This window comes from Bengtsoniella intestinalis (assembly GCF_039719005.1).
Lineage (GTDB): Bacteria > Bacillota > Clostridia > Oscillospirales > Oscillospiraceae > Oscillibacter > Oscillibacter intestinalis.
The window spans coordinates 2,000,388-2,014,562 of the sequence record NZ_CP133584.1; the positions used below are offsets into that span (position 1 = coordinate 2,000,388).

The 14,175-nt window shown below is 45.6% G+C and carries 14 protein-coding genes; 12 read left to right on the forward strand and 2 right to left on the reverse strand.

The annotated features are described in order from the left end of the window. Positions 1 to 3 precede the first annotated feature (3 nt). The 5 genes from RFF05_RS09670 to RFF05_RS09690 all read left to right on the forward strand — a co-directional run bounded on the left by RFF05_RS09670 (position 4) and on the right by RFF05_RS09690 (position 6,793). Entirely contained in the window at positions 4 to 1,746 is a 1,743-nt protein-coding gene (locus RFF05_RS09670; protein ID WP_409966899.1) for a DUF262 domain-containing protein, read from the forward strand. Between the two features lie 67 nt (positions 1,747 to 1,813). Next, positions 1,814 to 4,957, forward strand: coding sequence for a DUF3427 domain-containing protein (locus RFF05_RS09675; protein WP_409966900.1), 3,144 nt, complete (start codon positions 1,814 to 1,816; stop codon positions 4,955 to 4,957). 14 nt (positions 4,958 to 4,971) lie between these two features. Beyond that, positions 4,972 to 5,361 (forward strand): (deoxy)nucleoside triphosphate pyrophosphohydrolase, encoded by a 390-nt coding sequence (locus RFF05_RS09680; protein ID WP_409966901.1) that lies wholly within the window; start codon positions 4,972 to 4,974, stop codon positions 5,359 to 5,361. Between the two features lie 77 nt (positions 5,362 to 5,438). Next, positions 5,439 to 5,783 (forward strand): hypothetical protein, encoded by a 345-nt coding sequence (locus RFF05_RS09685; RefSeq protein ID WP_409966902.1) that lies wholly within the window; start codon positions 5,439 to 5,441, stop codon positions 5,781 to 5,783. Positions 5,784 to 5,866: 83 nt separating this feature from the next. After that, positions 5,867 to 6,793: a Kiwa anti-phage protein KwaB-like domain-containing protein gene (locus tag RFF05_RS09690; protein ID WP_409966903.1), complete on the forward strand. Its 927-nt coding sequence runs from the start codon at positions 5,867 to 5,869 to the stop codon at positions 6,791 to 6,793. A gap of 874 nt (positions 6,794 to 7,667) precedes the next feature. Here RFF05_RS09690 and RFF05_RS09695 read toward each other — a convergent pair. Both RFF05_RS09695 and RFF05_RS09700 read right to left on the reverse strand, forming a co-directional pair. Then, positions 7,668 to 8,690: an HNH endonuclease gene (locus RFF05_RS09695; protein ID WP_409970101.1), complete on the reverse strand. Its 1,023-nt coding sequence runs from the start codon at positions 8,688 to 8,690 to the stop codon at positions 7,668 to 7,670. A gap of 33 nt (positions 8,691 to 8,723) precedes the next feature. Then, positions 8,724 to 9,311 (reverse strand): helix-turn-helix domain-containing protein, encoded by a 588-nt coding sequence (locus RFF05_RS09700; RefSeq protein ID WP_409966904.1) that lies wholly within the window; start codon positions 9,309 to 9,311, stop codon positions 8,724 to 8,726. A 188-nt stretch (positions 9,312 to 9,499) separates the two neighbouring features. On the opposite strand from RFF05_RS09700, the gene RFF05_RS09705 reads away from it, so the two are divergent. The 7 genes from RFF05_RS09705 (at position 9,500) to RFF05_RS09735 (ending at position 14,165) form a co-directional block, all read left to right on the forward strand. Then, positions 9,500 to 9,682, forward strand: a complete 183-nt coding sequence (locus RFF05_RS09705) for a DNA-binding protein (RefSeq protein ID WP_409966905.1) — start codon at positions 9,500 to 9,502, stop codon at positions 9,680 to 9,682. A gap of 3 nt (positions 9,683 to 9,685) precedes the next feature. After that, positions 9,686 to 10,768: a tyrosine-type recombinase/integrase gene (locus tag RFF05_RS09710; RefSeq protein ID WP_409966906.1), complete on the forward strand. Its 1,083-nt coding sequence runs from the start codon at positions 9,686 to 9,688 to the stop codon at positions 10,766 to 10,768. After that, entirely contained in the window at positions 10,759 to 11,085 is a 327-nt protein-coding gene (locus RFF05_RS09715; protein WP_409966907.1) for a plasmid mobilization protein, read from the forward strand. Before RFF05_RS09710 ends, RFF05_RS09715 begins: the two co-directional genes overlap by 10 nt. Next, a complete protein-coding gene (locus tag RFF05_RS09720) occupies positions 11,072 to 12,247 on the forward strand; it encodes an AAA family ATPase (protein ID WP_409966908.1) in 1,176 nt (391 codons plus the stop codon). Before RFF05_RS09715 ends, RFF05_RS09720 begins: the two co-directional genes overlap by 14 nt. Beyond that, positions 12,244 to 12,483, forward strand: coding sequence for a complexin-2 (locus RFF05_RS09725; RefSeq protein ID WP_409966909.1), 240 nt, complete (start codon positions 12,244 to 12,246; stop codon positions 12,481 to 12,483). Before RFF05_RS09720 ends, RFF05_RS09725 begins: the two co-directional genes overlap by 4 nt. 193 nt (positions 12,484 to 12,676) lie before the next feature. Beyond that, entirely contained in the window at positions 12,677 to 13,795 is a 1,119-nt protein-coding gene (locus RFF05_RS09730) for a plasmid recombination protein (protein ID WP_409966910.1), read from the forward strand. After that, positions 13,782 to 14,165 (forward strand): TnpV protein, encoded by a 384-nt coding sequence (locus RFF05_RS09735; RefSeq protein WP_409966911.1) that lies wholly within the window; start codon positions 13,782 to 13,784, stop codon positions 14,163 to 14,165. Before RFF05_RS09730 ends, RFF05_RS09735 begins: the two co-directional genes overlap by 14 nt. The last annotated feature ends 10 nt before the right edge of the window (positions 14,166 to 14,175 follow it).

Consider the following 14,175-nt stretch of genomic DNA (forward strand, 5'->3'; position numbering starts at 1 on the left):
TAAATGTCGAAATTAAATGTAGACCAGAAAACTATTAAGGGGTTATTTCAGGATAAGCGTTCGGATTTCCTTATTCCTGACTATCAGCGGCCCTATGCGTGGGGTGAAAACGAATGCCAGACTTTGTGGGATGATATTTTCACATTTGCAATTCCTGATGACGGAAGCACGGAATTTGATAGCAACAGCGAATATTTCCTTGGCCCCATCGTAACATTCAAAAACCAAGAGAATACTAAAATGGAAGTAATAGATGGACAACAGCGCTTGACTACACTCATGCTTTTGCTGCGTGCATTCTATTCTAAGTTCAGTCATATGCAGGATAGAGCATCCATTTCCACAAAACAAAATATTGAAAAATGTTTATGGAAAACTGATGAATTTGGCGAGCCTGATATGAATGCATTGAAAATTGATTCAGAAGTAGCTACAGACAAAGATAAGGATGAATTTTTGGAAATTTTGCGAACAGGTGATGCGTCCAAAGGGCAAAAAAGCCGTTATGCGGAAAACTATCGCTTCTTCCAAAACAGTATCCAGGCTTTCCTTGATAGATTTCCTAGTTACTTCGCTTATCTGCCTACACGAATCATGAATAACTGCATTTTGTTACCAATTGAAGCAGAGTCACAGGATACGGCGCTGCGTATTTTCTCCACTCTGAATGATAGAGGCAAGCCATTGTCAGATGCAGATATTTTCAAGGCGCAATTCTATAAATTTTACTCAGCACAAGGTCAAAAGGATGTTTTCATTACAAAATGGAAGGCTCTCGAAGAACTTTGCGAAAAAATATTCCATCCCATTTCTGGTACGCCAATGGACGAATTGTTTACTCGATATATGTACTTTGTCCGTGCAAAAAAAGGCATAAAATCATCAACAACAGAAGCCCTACGTAAATTTTATGAGAAAGACGGCTATGCTTTGCTCAAAAACCAAGATACATTAGATGACTTAATTGTTCTTGCTGATTTCTGGAATGATGTATCCAATCAAGATAAGGATAGATTTTCTGCTCGTATTCTTCGCCGCCTATTTGTACTAAATTATGCTCCTAATGGTATGTGGACATATTTTTTGTCTGTATATTTTATGCAGCATAAGGATACAGAAGGAATGCTAGAGGAGGATGCTTTCTGCGTATTTCTTGATAAAATCACAGGATTTATCTGGACGTATGCTGTTACTAATCCAGGTGTAAATGCGCTTCGAACTCCAGTATATGCAGAGATGATAAATATCGTAAATAATCAGCCTATTACATTTTCTGATTTCAAATTTGATGCAGCGAAAATTAATAGTATGTTTTCAAATTTCAGTTTCAACAATGGTCGTCCAATTACAAAATCAATGGTAACTTGGTGGGCATTCCAAAGCGAGGATCAGTCTTTGATGCCTCTTGAAACAGTATTAGAAATCGAACACATTTATGCCCGTAACAGGCAGGACAAAGAGCAATCATTGACCGATGGACGTAATCTTGAGGCGTTAGGAAATAAGGCACTACTTGAAAAACGCATCAATATTAGAGCTGCTGACTATAGATTTGTCGATAAGAAAAAATATTACTTAGGATTTACGAATAGTCGTAACCAAAAGAAGGACGGCACAAGAGTACACGAATTAAATGATCTTGCAAATACGGCAAACGATTTTGAAGAGAAAGATATTGTGGCTCGTAGCTCAAAAATAATGGCTGCTTTTGTAGCGTTTTTATCAAATAATGATTTGACAGTCTAATTTATATAAGTACGAAGATGGCAAAAATATCTATGAGAATTCCAAAACACTGTGAGGAGGGCCACCCATGCTAAAACCAGGACTATACGAGCAGGTCATCAACACCGCCACCCAAACTGCGCTGGAAGAAATTCCTGCGGAGCGTAAATCCGTTGCGCCCATCGACAGCGGCGAGGCGGCTGGTGTGCTGGCTCAGTATTTGACCGACGTGGTACAGCATGGTCTGCGGCTTGCAGGGGAGGGAGAGAGCGATCTCACCCAACAGGTGAAGCTGACCAATCGCATCATCGACCTGATTCAGCAGGAAACAGGGGAGCCATCCCTCTCTGAACTTTCCGTAGATGCCCAAGGACAACAACTGTGGGGACTATTGCAAGAGCGAGACCCTCTCTTAGCCCTAGGTAAAACCGCCAAGGATTTGCCACGGCCTGAGACCTCCATCGCCCAGAGCTCCCTGTTCACTGGTGCCGCCCATGAGCCCCAGATGTACGTAGAACTCAAGAAAGAAATTGCCTCCACCGACCGTATGGATATGCTGGTCTCCTTCATCAAGTGGAGTGGCCTACGGCTCATCATTGATGAGCTACGTAATTTCACACAGAATGGCGGCACCCTGCGTATCATCACCACGGCCTACATGGGTGCCACCGACCCCAAGGCCATCGCAGAGCTTGAGAAACTGCCCAACACCACCATCCGCATTAGCTACGAGACCAAGTCCACACGTCTTCACGCCAAGGCCTACATCTTCTATCGTGATACGGGCTTTTCCACCGCCTATGTGGGCTCCTCCAACCTGTCTAAGCCCGCTGTTTCTTCGGGTTTGGAGTGGAATACCAAAGTCACTCAACAGGATTTGCCCGAGGTGATGAACAAAATCGGCGCCACCTTTGAGAGTTATTGGAATGCCAGAGCCTTTGAGCGGTACGCCCCAGAGGAGCACGACCGTCTGGTGCGTGCCATCAAGGCGGAGCACTATAAAAGCGCCAGTGAAGAGGGCGGATATGCGCTGGATATCCACCCCTATTCCTATCAGCAGGAAATTCTTGACCACTTGGAGGCTGAGCGTACTGTCCACGGTCAATTCCGCAATCTGGTTGTGGCCGCCACAGGTACTGGTAAGACGGTGATTTCCGCCTTTGACTATAAGGAGTTCCGCAGAAAAAATCCAAAGAGCCCCTGCCGCCTGCTCTTTGTCGCCCACCGTGAGGAGATTTTGAAGCAGAGCCTGTACACCTTCCGTGGGGTGCTAAAGGATGCCAACTTCGGTGCGCTCTTTGTGGGCAGTCATCGCCCTGACTCTATTGATCATGTATTTATGTCTATCCAGACCCTGAATTCTCAGGATTTCACCGAGAAAACAGCGACTGATTTTTACGATTATATCGTGGTGGATGAGTTCCACCACGCCGCCGCACGCACTTATCAGAAATTACTCCAATACTATCAGCCCAAAGTTCTGCTGGGCCTTACCGCCACCCCAGAGCGTATGGATGGTCAGAATATTTTGGACTATTTCAACGGCCGTATCGCCGCGGAAATCCGTCTGCCAGAGGCAATTGATCGTAAGTTACTCTGTCCCTTCCAGTATTTTGGCGTCACCGATGATGTGGATTTGTCTGAGGTGAAGTGGGGCGCTGGAGGCTATGATAAGGCTCAGCTTTCCAACGTTTACACCCTCAGCGGAGCCGTGGCCAGTCGCCGTGCGGATAGTGTCATCACTGCCCTTGACCGCTATGTCACCGACATGAACGATGTGAAGGGCTTGGGATTCTGCGTCTCCATCGCCCATGCCCAGTTCATGAGTGAGCACTTTAATAGCCGTGGCATCCCCAGTATCCATCTGACAGGTGATTCTCCTGATGAGGTGCGAAACTCTGCCAAGGCACAGCTGGTCAGCGGAGACATTCGGTTTATCTTCGTGGTGGACCTGTATAACGAGGGCGTGGACATCCCCGAAATCAACACCGTGCTTTTCCTCCGTCCCACCGAGTCCCTCACCGTGTTTCTGCAACAGCTGGGACGTGGCCTCCGTCTGGCCGATGGCAAGGAGTGCCTCACGGTACTAGATTTCATCGGACAAGCCCACGCTAAGTACAACTTCGAGAGTAAGTTCTCCGCCATGCTCACCCCGTCCAATCGCAGTGTTCAGAAGGAAATCCAAGATGGTTTCCTGACGCTGCCCAAGGGGTGTTATATCCAATTGGAAAAAGTAGCGCAGAGCTATATTTTGGCCAATATCAAGAGCCATTTTGGACGCAAAGCCGCCTTTGTCGCCCGTATTGCTACATTTGAGGAGGACAGCGGACTGCCTCTCACTATGGGAAATTTCCTCCGCTATCACCACCTAGAGCCCAAAGCACTGCTCCGCTGGGATAGTTTCTCTCGGATGTGTGTCATGGCAGGGGTGCGAGAGGACTTCGATGAGCCACTAGAGACCATTGTGCAAAAGACTCTCGTCCGTCTGACTTACATCGATTCTCGCCGTTTTATCCTGTTTTTACAGCGAATTTTGACGACTGATTGTCTAGCGACAACTGGAAATGAATTACCTATGCTGGACATGCTCCAGTTCACCATCTGGCAGAAATCGTGGCAGGACTGCGGCTTTGAAAATGCACTGGATGGTGTACGTCAATTGCGCAGTTGTCCTGTGCTTTGCGGTGAGCTGTTGGAGCTGCTGGCTTATCAATACGACAACATTGATTTCGTGGATAGCCCTGTTCAATTGCCCTATCCCTGTTCACTGGATGTGCACTGTACATATACCAGAGATCAAATTTTGGTTGCACTGGGCTTTATGAAGCCCAATACCGTCCGTGAAGGTGTGAAGTATCTGCCTGAAAAACAGACTGATTTGTTCTTCATTACCCTGAATAAGTCGGAGAAATTCTACTCCCCAACCACCATGTACCATGACTACTCCATCAATGATATTCTGTTTCACTGGCAGAGCCAGAGCACCACGGGGTCGCACTCGGCCACAGGTCAGCGGTACATTCATCATAAGGAGAAGGGCAGCTATGTCCTGCTGTTTGTCCGTGAGAATAAGTCGGATGCAGTGACGAATAGCGCATCGCCCTACACCTTCTTGGGTACTGCCCAGTATGGCGGACATAAGGGAGAACGCCCCATGAATATCACTTGGCGACTGGAAGCACCTATCCCTGCCAAATACCAAAAGAAAACCAGCCAGCTGGACGCAGGCTGATTTGGAGGAAAGTTATGACCGAAGTAGTTGCCGCCCTCATCTGGCGTGGGGACAAGTTTTTCATCTGCCAGCGCCCTAGTCATAAGGCCAGAGGTGACCTCTGGGAGTTTATCGGCGGAAAGGTAGAGTCTGGTGAGACCCACCAAGCGGCTCTGGTGCGTGAATGCCAGGAGGAACTGGGTGTGACCGTCTCCGTGGGAGACAAGTTTATGGACGTGACCCACGTCTACCCAGATTTGACCGTTCATCTCACCCTGTTCCACGCTGAAATAGCGGAGGGCGAGCCCCAGAAGTTAGAGCATCAGGCCTTCGATTGGATTACTCCTGATGAGATTGATGGCTATGAGTTCTGTCCTGCAGATGTGGAGATTTTGGAGGAGATTAAGCAGAGTTATCTGGCCTAATGCCAACTGCTTTTAAGAAGCAATTTTTAATATTTGCATACGAAAAGTAGGCACATACTGAGCGATACGAGGTGATCATGATGGAGATAGACAGTAGGAAGATCTTCGAGAACAATTACATCTATGTGGACTCCCGTTTTGGAGAGATTATGGAGGAACTCCGTGGACTGAACCCCTGTGGGAAGGAGCTGCCCGTTTCATCTCTCATTCGCCCTGCCAGTGTGCCCGATTGGCACTCGGATGTGCTGCTGAAAAGATTCTGCCGCCTGTATGCGCTGGGGGATATGGAGTCGCCAGAGTGGGATGGTAGTGAGGATTTTGGGAAGATGAAGGTAGTTTATCAGGTGCGTGGGGGAGCATCAGCGATTTTGGAGCATAGTGACTTTGAGGTATGGTTGGTTGAAAATTGGATTATTTTGTGATATATTTGGTGCTGTGGGACAGGATTCTATTATATTTGCTACAGTGAATCGAAAACATACAAACTAAATGAGGAGATTTTATAATGGATGATTTGAAAAAGATTCTTTCTAAAATTGATACGTCAAGGCCAGATAATTGTATGGAGCTTTATTTTTCACACAGAATTTCAAACGGTGAAAATATAAAATATGTAACACATAAACCTGCAATATCTAGCGATGTGCAAAATGAAATATGGAGGACAATGTTTTCGTATGTCAATACCCAATTAGCAGAACTTTCTTTGGTTGAGTATAGGCCTGAAGGCGCATTGGATGGAGAATTAGAATCTATATCAATGGAAGCAATTCCTGCAGTTGACGTGTTTATGCAAAGCCTTACAAAAGAGAAAATAAAGATGGACTTGAGTTCGCTAAAAGTTCAGTCCATTGATTTTTATTGCGTTAAAATTACAGTTGACTCAGAAAATTTGTATTTATACCGCCAATTTCCAAAAATGAAAAGAATACGTAAGGGGTTTATCACTAGTATTATCGATAATGAACTGAATGTTATAAATAATGATATTTTAGGTATTGATGGTATTGTGGATATGATAGGGTTTAATGATACACTATACTTATTAAATCATATTTCCTTAGAGAGAATTTTCAACTATAGAGACGAGTTCCTTAAGAAAACTAAAGAAGCATTAGGACAAATTCTCAGCGAAAATGTAATTGAAAATATTGAACTTTTTACTAGCGACTGTGTTGGCGACATTCGTGTTATGAAAAGGTTTACTTCAATTATGACCAAGGAACGATTGCCATTGTTTTTTGAGAATTATGAAAGGGTGGTAGAAATAGTGACAGATTTGGAATTAGACATTCAATTCACAGAAGATGGAAGATTGATATACCGAGAAAAATCCCAACTGTTTCATATCATCAATTTGATGTCGGATTCATATTTTAAATCTTTAATTGCTCAAAGAACAGGTGTAGCGCTTGCAGAGGGACAGTTATAGTGGTGACGACATTCTATAAATGGTTACTATATCTTGTGTCATATTTTCCTATATATGTTCTAGCAGGAGGATATGCGCTTTATAGTAAATGCGTAGCATTGGGGAAACCGGTGCTAGAAAGAGTATATTTTAAGGAGTTATTTTCAATATCGACAATTATATTTCTGGTTGTTGTATCTTGTTCGCTGATAATATTTTATAGCATCAATCGATTCAAGTCTAATTGTCGTTTATATGAAACGATACAGGAAAATAGTACTATAGAAATTATAGCTTTCCTTATACCTGTGTTTCTGGTATTTTTAACAAAATCCGAAGCAGGTTATAATTGGGGTATATTAAGTGTTGTTTTTTTGATTTTGGGAATTATAGCTACGTCGGGAGACTATATTCGTTTGTGCCCATGGTTTTTGTATTTGGGATATAAAGTATATAAATCTTCTATGGGAAATTATATTATATGCCGATTGTCCAAAGATTGTTTTAATGTTCTAATCGAAGAGAATGAAAACGGAATTGAAGCAAAACAGTTAACAAAAAATGTATATATAGTGTATAGAGGGAAATTTTAGATGCAAAGATATGCGCATGAGGCTAGCAAGTCATACGCTACCCCCATGATACTACCATCTTGACAACCTCCAAATACCGTGTATAATATGAAATATAAATACACCGAAAACGGTGTTTTTACAGCGAAAATATCGAAAATAATAATAAAACTTGTCGAGTGGGAGTGAGGATTAAAGTCATAAAAAGCTAGTAATATCAAGGCTTTCGAGACTTTTAACCCCACTTGTGGCAACAAAATGGCAACATAAGTAACTAAAAGATAAGAGCGAACTGACTTTTCTGGAGTCAGTTCGCTCTTTTTTTATAGATGTTCATTATGTATTAGCGGCAGCCTTTTCCCGTTTTTGAATACAAAGGACATATCTTTCTTGTCAAATGTAGGATTGTTTCGATGTAGGATAGAATGGCAATTTGGGCATAGGACGATGATATTGTTCTGGTTGTTGTTCTGAGATTTTGAAAAATAATCAATATGATGTGCTTCAGCAACAGGAGGCCCAAACTCTATACCAGCTTGGGTGCCACACAGTTGGCACCTGTTGTCGTATAGTTTTTTCAAATCTGTTAAGATTTTCTGATTCAATCTTCTATACCGAACTAGTTTTTCTTCGGTGATATAGCAGGCATTGATATCTGTGGCATTAAGAAAATGCTCTACTTCGACTTCACTCAATGTATTTTCCGTAATAGATGGGTCACACCACCAATACAGAAATTGTGTAAATACATAGTTGTCATACTTTGAAAATGCGGAGGAATTTTTGAAGTCGAGCAAGTGATTTCTTTTTGCTTCAATAGTTGAAGCCTTTGAATATGGCACATTGAGCTTATCTAGGAAGTGCTCTACATGGCGTGTCGAAAAAATTGGCAAATAGTCATTTGGCAGGTATACAGATAATATTTTCCCCCTAAACATGGGTGAAAGTTTACTGCTAGAAATTGCATCTAAGTCAAGATCCTGTCCCCACTCCACCAGTTTGGAGATTTCTGTAAGGATATCACTAAAAGCGGTCAACGAATCCTCGCCCCATCGCTTTAAATTTTTATAGTCGCCATCGTCCTTGCTGTAGTATAATCCGAACTTTTTGTCAGCAGTCGAGCCACCTTTGATGCTACCATACTCTCGTAGCGTTGTCTCAAGTTGGTAACAAAAAGAAGTGTGACTTCCCTTGCCTACGACATATTCATCGAGGGTAATCTCCCGAATCAATTCAGCTGGATAGGTCTGTAAAAATTTACTTCGCAGCATTTCAAGTTTCTTTAACCGCTTTTGCACAGGTACTAGCTGAGTGTTTAGGAATTCAGTAACCGAATTTTCGTACATCAACAGGAAATCCCCCCTTATCTATTTATGGAATTAGTCCTCATCTTCCATCGCATCCTGAAGTAAATCACTTAGTTCATGAGAAATAGACTTTGCCCACACTTGGGATGTGCCCAGATTGTGCTGGTGCTCCTCTGGGTTAAAATCCGCTGCGGCTCTTGCTGTTTTATCTTCTAGCATGGGCGTGGGGAAATAGTACCTCCAATAATCGTAGGCCTCTTTGGTGATCTCACTATTCTCATACTGCTGGGACAGCTTGTGCCATTCCTCAAAGAAGTCCAAGGCAGAATGGCTCTCACCATCCTGATTCTTCTCAGCACGAAGGCAATACTGCCCGTCGAGCTTGGCGACTTTCAGTCCATAGATATCCTCCAAGGCAAAAAGGGTATGAGCTAAACCAAGGGCAGAGTCGATATCTGGTACGGTGATAGCATGAGTGTCGACCTGTAGAATTTCAGATAAGGTCTGGATCAGTGCCGCTTTTGGCATACGGCCACCCGTTTCATATTGTGCGATACGCACATCAGCGGACCGCTCTGGAAATCCAGCTTCAACACCCAACCACTTCTGGGTCATGCCTCTTAAATTGCGAAGAAATTGTATTCTTTCACCCGTTGCCATAGCATGTCCTCCTATTGAATAAGAATTTTTATTAAATGAAGTATACCACAGATAATCAGTACACGTCAATATAAACTAAAATAATTCAGTTAGGATTTTTTCGAAAACCACTTGACTTATCGGAAAGTAGTTAGTATAATTGAAATGTGCACTAAACGAAAATAGTTAGTGCGAGAAGGAGGTATAGTATGAACAATGGTTTTATGACAGCCGCAGATGTAGCAGAATTTCTGGGCGTGTCGCAGTCATTTGCCTATAAGGTGGTGCAGACCCTGAACAAAGAAATGAAGGCGAAGGGGTTTCACACCATCGCAGGCAAGGTCAATACCGAGTATTTCAAGGAAAAATACTGTTATCAGCGAAAGGAGTAGAATATGTCAGTACACAAAGATGAAAAAGGCGGTTGGCGAGTCATTTATCGCTTCACCGACTGGACAGGAGCAAAGAAGCAGAGCAGTAAGCGTGGTTTCTCCACCAAGCGAGAGGCCTTGGCGTGGGAGAGAGAACAGCAGAATAAGTTGTCCTCCAATCTGGATATGACCTTCGAGAGTTTCGTGGAGCTATACACCAGCGATATGCAGAGCCGCTTGAAGCGCACCACTTGGAAAACCAAGGAGCACATCATCCGTGAGAAGCTCCTTCCCTACTTCGGCAATCGTATGATCAGCGAGATTGCCGCCAAGGACATTATCCAGTGGCAAAACACCCTCATCAACTACCGAGATGAGCATGGGAATCCCTATTCTCCCGTATATCTCAAGACCATTCACACCCAGCTCTCCATTATTTTCAACCATGCGGTGAAGTTCTATCACCTGAAAGAAAATCCTGCCAGCAAGGTGGGCAACATGGGCAAGTCCAAGAGTAAGGAGAAGGAATTCTGGACGAAGGAGGAATATCTCACCTTTGCCGATGCCATGCGAGACAAGCCTGTGTCCTACTATGCGTTCCAGATGCTCTACTGGACGGGGATGCGAGTGGGCGAGCTGTTGGCTCTGACACCCAGCGACATTGATTTTGGCAAAGAGACAGTCACCATCAGCAAGTCTTATCAGCGAATGGGGCGAGAGGATTTGATTACTACCCCTAAGACGGAGCGGAGCAATCGTGTCATCCAGCTTCCTAAGTTCCTCTGTGAGGAGGTGGAAGAGTACATCCAGACCCTCTATAAAATTAAGCCTACTGACCGTATGTTCCTCATCACAAAGAGCTATCTCCACTGCGAGATGACCCGTGGTTGCAAAGAGACAGGGGTGAAGCGGATAGCGATCCATTCCCTTCGACACAGCGCAGTGTCCTTGCTTATCAATCTGGGTTTTGACATTACAGCGATAGCGGCACGAATGGGTCATGAGAGCATCCAAATCACCCTCAACTATGCTCACATGTTCCCCTCCAAACAGGTGGAATTGGCAAATAGGCTCAATGGTGAAGGAGGTGGAACAGCGTGTCTCTAAAGGTAGTGGATAAGAAAAACCGTTGGCGCAACAAGACCGTGGCCTTTCGGGTATCGCCAGAGGAATGGGAACAGTTCGAGACCGCCGCACGACTCTCTGGGCTGTCCAAGCAGGAGTATCTCATCAGCCGAATGTACCAGCGAGACATTGTGGTGCAGGGCAATCCCAGAGTCTACAAAGCCCTTCGGAACGAGTTGACCAAGGTACTGGAGAAGCTGGAGGGAGTGAGGGAGGTAGATAGCGAACTTTTAGAAACCATCAAATTGATTACCCTGACCCTAAACGGATTGAAGGAGGAAACCCATGTCAGAGCATAAAAAAGAAGCGACCACCCTAAACCCATCTGTTGGCGCAGATGGAGGGCAGTCACTCAAAATATTAACTGAGACTATTGTAGCAGACAAACTACCAAATTGCAATGATTTACAGACGATTTCTATGACGGAATTGTTCGATACCGTATACCCACCACGGCTTGCCATCGTTGAAAATTTCCTCTACGAGGGCACCTACTTGTTTGTAGGTGCCCCCAAGGTGGGTAAGTCTTTCTTCATGGCACAGCTGGGATATGCCGTCAGCAAAGGGATCCCCCTGTGGGGCTTTCCCGTCCACCGTGGCGAGGTGTTATATCTGGCCTTGGAGGATAATTATGGACGACTCCAGCACCGCCTATCCACCATGTATGGCACTGAGAGCACCGACGATTTTCACATGGCAATCATGGCAAGGAAGCTGAAAGAGGGCTTGCCCGACCAGCTGGAAGCATTTCTGGAATCCCATAAGAACACCCGACTGATTATCATTGACACCCTGAAGAAAATCCGTGACAAGGAGCAGGAGCAGAATGCCTACGATGCCGATTATGAAATTATGGATGCGCTAAAAGGCTTTGCCGAGAACAGGAACATTTGCCTGCTTATCGTCCACCACACCAGAAAGCAAGGCTCTAGTGATATTGCGGATTTGATTTCGGGCAGTAACGGCCTGTTGGGTGCCGCCGATGGAGCCTTTGTAATGCAGAAGGCCAACCGCATCGAGGGTAAATCCACCATTGATATTGTAGGGCGAGACCAGCAGGATCAGCGGTTACATCTGGATTTTGATACAGATACTTGCATCTGGAACTTGACCAAGACGGAGACAAAAATCACCACACCACCGCCCGACCCTCTGCTGGAGAAAGTGGCGAGACTGCTGACGGCAGAGGCACCGACTTGGGAGGGATCATCCAGTGAACTATTGGCACTGCTGGACGAGCCAGAGTTACAGCCCAATACCCTTGCTCGTAAGCTGAATGTCAGCGTGGACAGGCTCATCAGTGAGTACGGCATTGACTATGATAATCGTCGTACCCACAGTGGAAAAGTCATCACCTTGAGCAAGCGTGTCGATTGTGTCGATGTTTTGAGGGGTACCCCCACCCCTCAAAACATCGACACATCGACGCAGATGGATGGATTGGAGGGAGTGAGCGAATGAAAACTGTACAAATCCCCGAAACCCTATTCATCCAGCTTCTCAACTGCCACCTGTTCAACGAAACCGATGAGGAGCAGGAACAGGAAATCCAGACAGCCCTAGAGACCAAGCTGAATGCTCTGGTGGGCAGACGGCTCTACTCCGCATACAAGACTGCCACCACCCCAGAGGAGCGTGAGAAAGCACGGCAGGAGTACCTAGATTTGAAAGGCTACCGTGAGAGCTACCGCTGGTAACTTTCCCTCGGAACAGAATACAGGGGCGTGTCACGCCCCTGTGTCCTGTGGGGAAACCTACATCCGCAGATGCCCCCGAAACTCCCTCGGAGAGCGCAGGGCACTTATGATACGCAGTGTCAAAAGTGCTTTTGCGTTACTTTTGACAAAAGTAACAAAACCCCGCCGCTGGGCGGCGAAAGGAGGAACGACAATGAAACGTACCATTAGCATGAGTGTGGGCAAAGGCTCCGTCAACCACAACACCCGTGCCTTCCACGCTGAAAATACTGACCCTGAACGTACCCCACTCAACCGTTGCTACATCAATCAGCCCATCCAGTCAGTTTATCACACTCTCTTCGATGAGGCTCTGGAGCGATTCAACGCAAAGCAAAAACGACAAGATCGACAGATTCCAGACTACTATAAAAAGATTCGCACTGGCAAGCAGGAGAAGTCATTTCATGAGCTGATTGTCCAAGTGGGCAGTCTGGAGGATTGCAGTGCAATTACCCCAGAGGGAGAAGTAGCGGCAAAAATTTTGGATCACTATATGAGCAAGTTCCAAGAGAGAAATCCATATCTTCAGGTGTTCTCCGCTCACCTCCACATGGATGAGGCCACCCCACATCTTCACATCGACTTTGTGCCATTCACCACAGGGAGCAAGCGAGGACTGGATACCAGAGTGTCGCTGAAAGGGGCGTTGACCGCACAGGGATTCACTGGTGGCTCCAGAGGGGCAACCGAGTGGAATCAGTGGGTACAGTCCGAGAAGGCGCAACTTGCAGAAGTCATGTTGGAGCACGGCATTGAGTGGGAGCAGAAGGGCACCCACAACCAACATCTCGCAGTCATGGACTACAAAAAGCAGGAGCGCCAGCGTGAGCTGAAGGAACTGACCTCTGAGGTCAAACGTCAGCAAAAGACACTGGATGCCATTGGTAAGAAACAGGTTGCTGTGGAGAAAATTTCCTCCATAGAGGTAAAACCTGCTGTGTTAGATAAAAGCAAGGTCGTGGTAGATAAAAAGGAGTTCGAGGGTGTTATGACCTTGGGGCAGAAATATCTTGTATCAGAACGTCGTGAGGGCGCATTGCGAGAAGAAAATAGCGCATTGCAAGCAGAAGTCCAGACCCTCCAACAGGAGAACACCACCCTTCGCTCCGTGCGAGATCAGCTGAGTGTCACTCAGCTGAAACAGGATTATGAGAGACTGAAAAAGAAGCTGGATCGGGCAATGGATTTCATTGACCGACTGGGACTCCGAGAGAAACTAAACCAATTTTTATATCCAAACAGAAAGCGAGATGCACATGATGAAAGATAAATATTACAACGAGGTCAACGGCCTGCACTACACACTGGCAGAGGACGGAATGTACTACCCCGATTTGGAGTTACCGCCCCAAGACCCCAGACCGCTGGGCAAGTACGGCCTGATGCGGAAACGCTATTTGCAGGAGCATCGTAAGGTGCAGTTCACAATCCTACTCACCAGCGGCAAGCTGTCCGCAGAGCTCCACCGAGTGGACGATGAGGCACGGAATATGGTGAATGAAATCGTGGCACAGATGGCCGCCAAAGAGGGTACAGACAGTGCGCTGAAAATGCGTGACCAAATGCGCTGGGTGGGCTTGATGAACAACTACAAGGCCTGTGCTGAGGAAATCGTCCTTCGTGACATCGTGTACGCATAAGGGGGAGCGA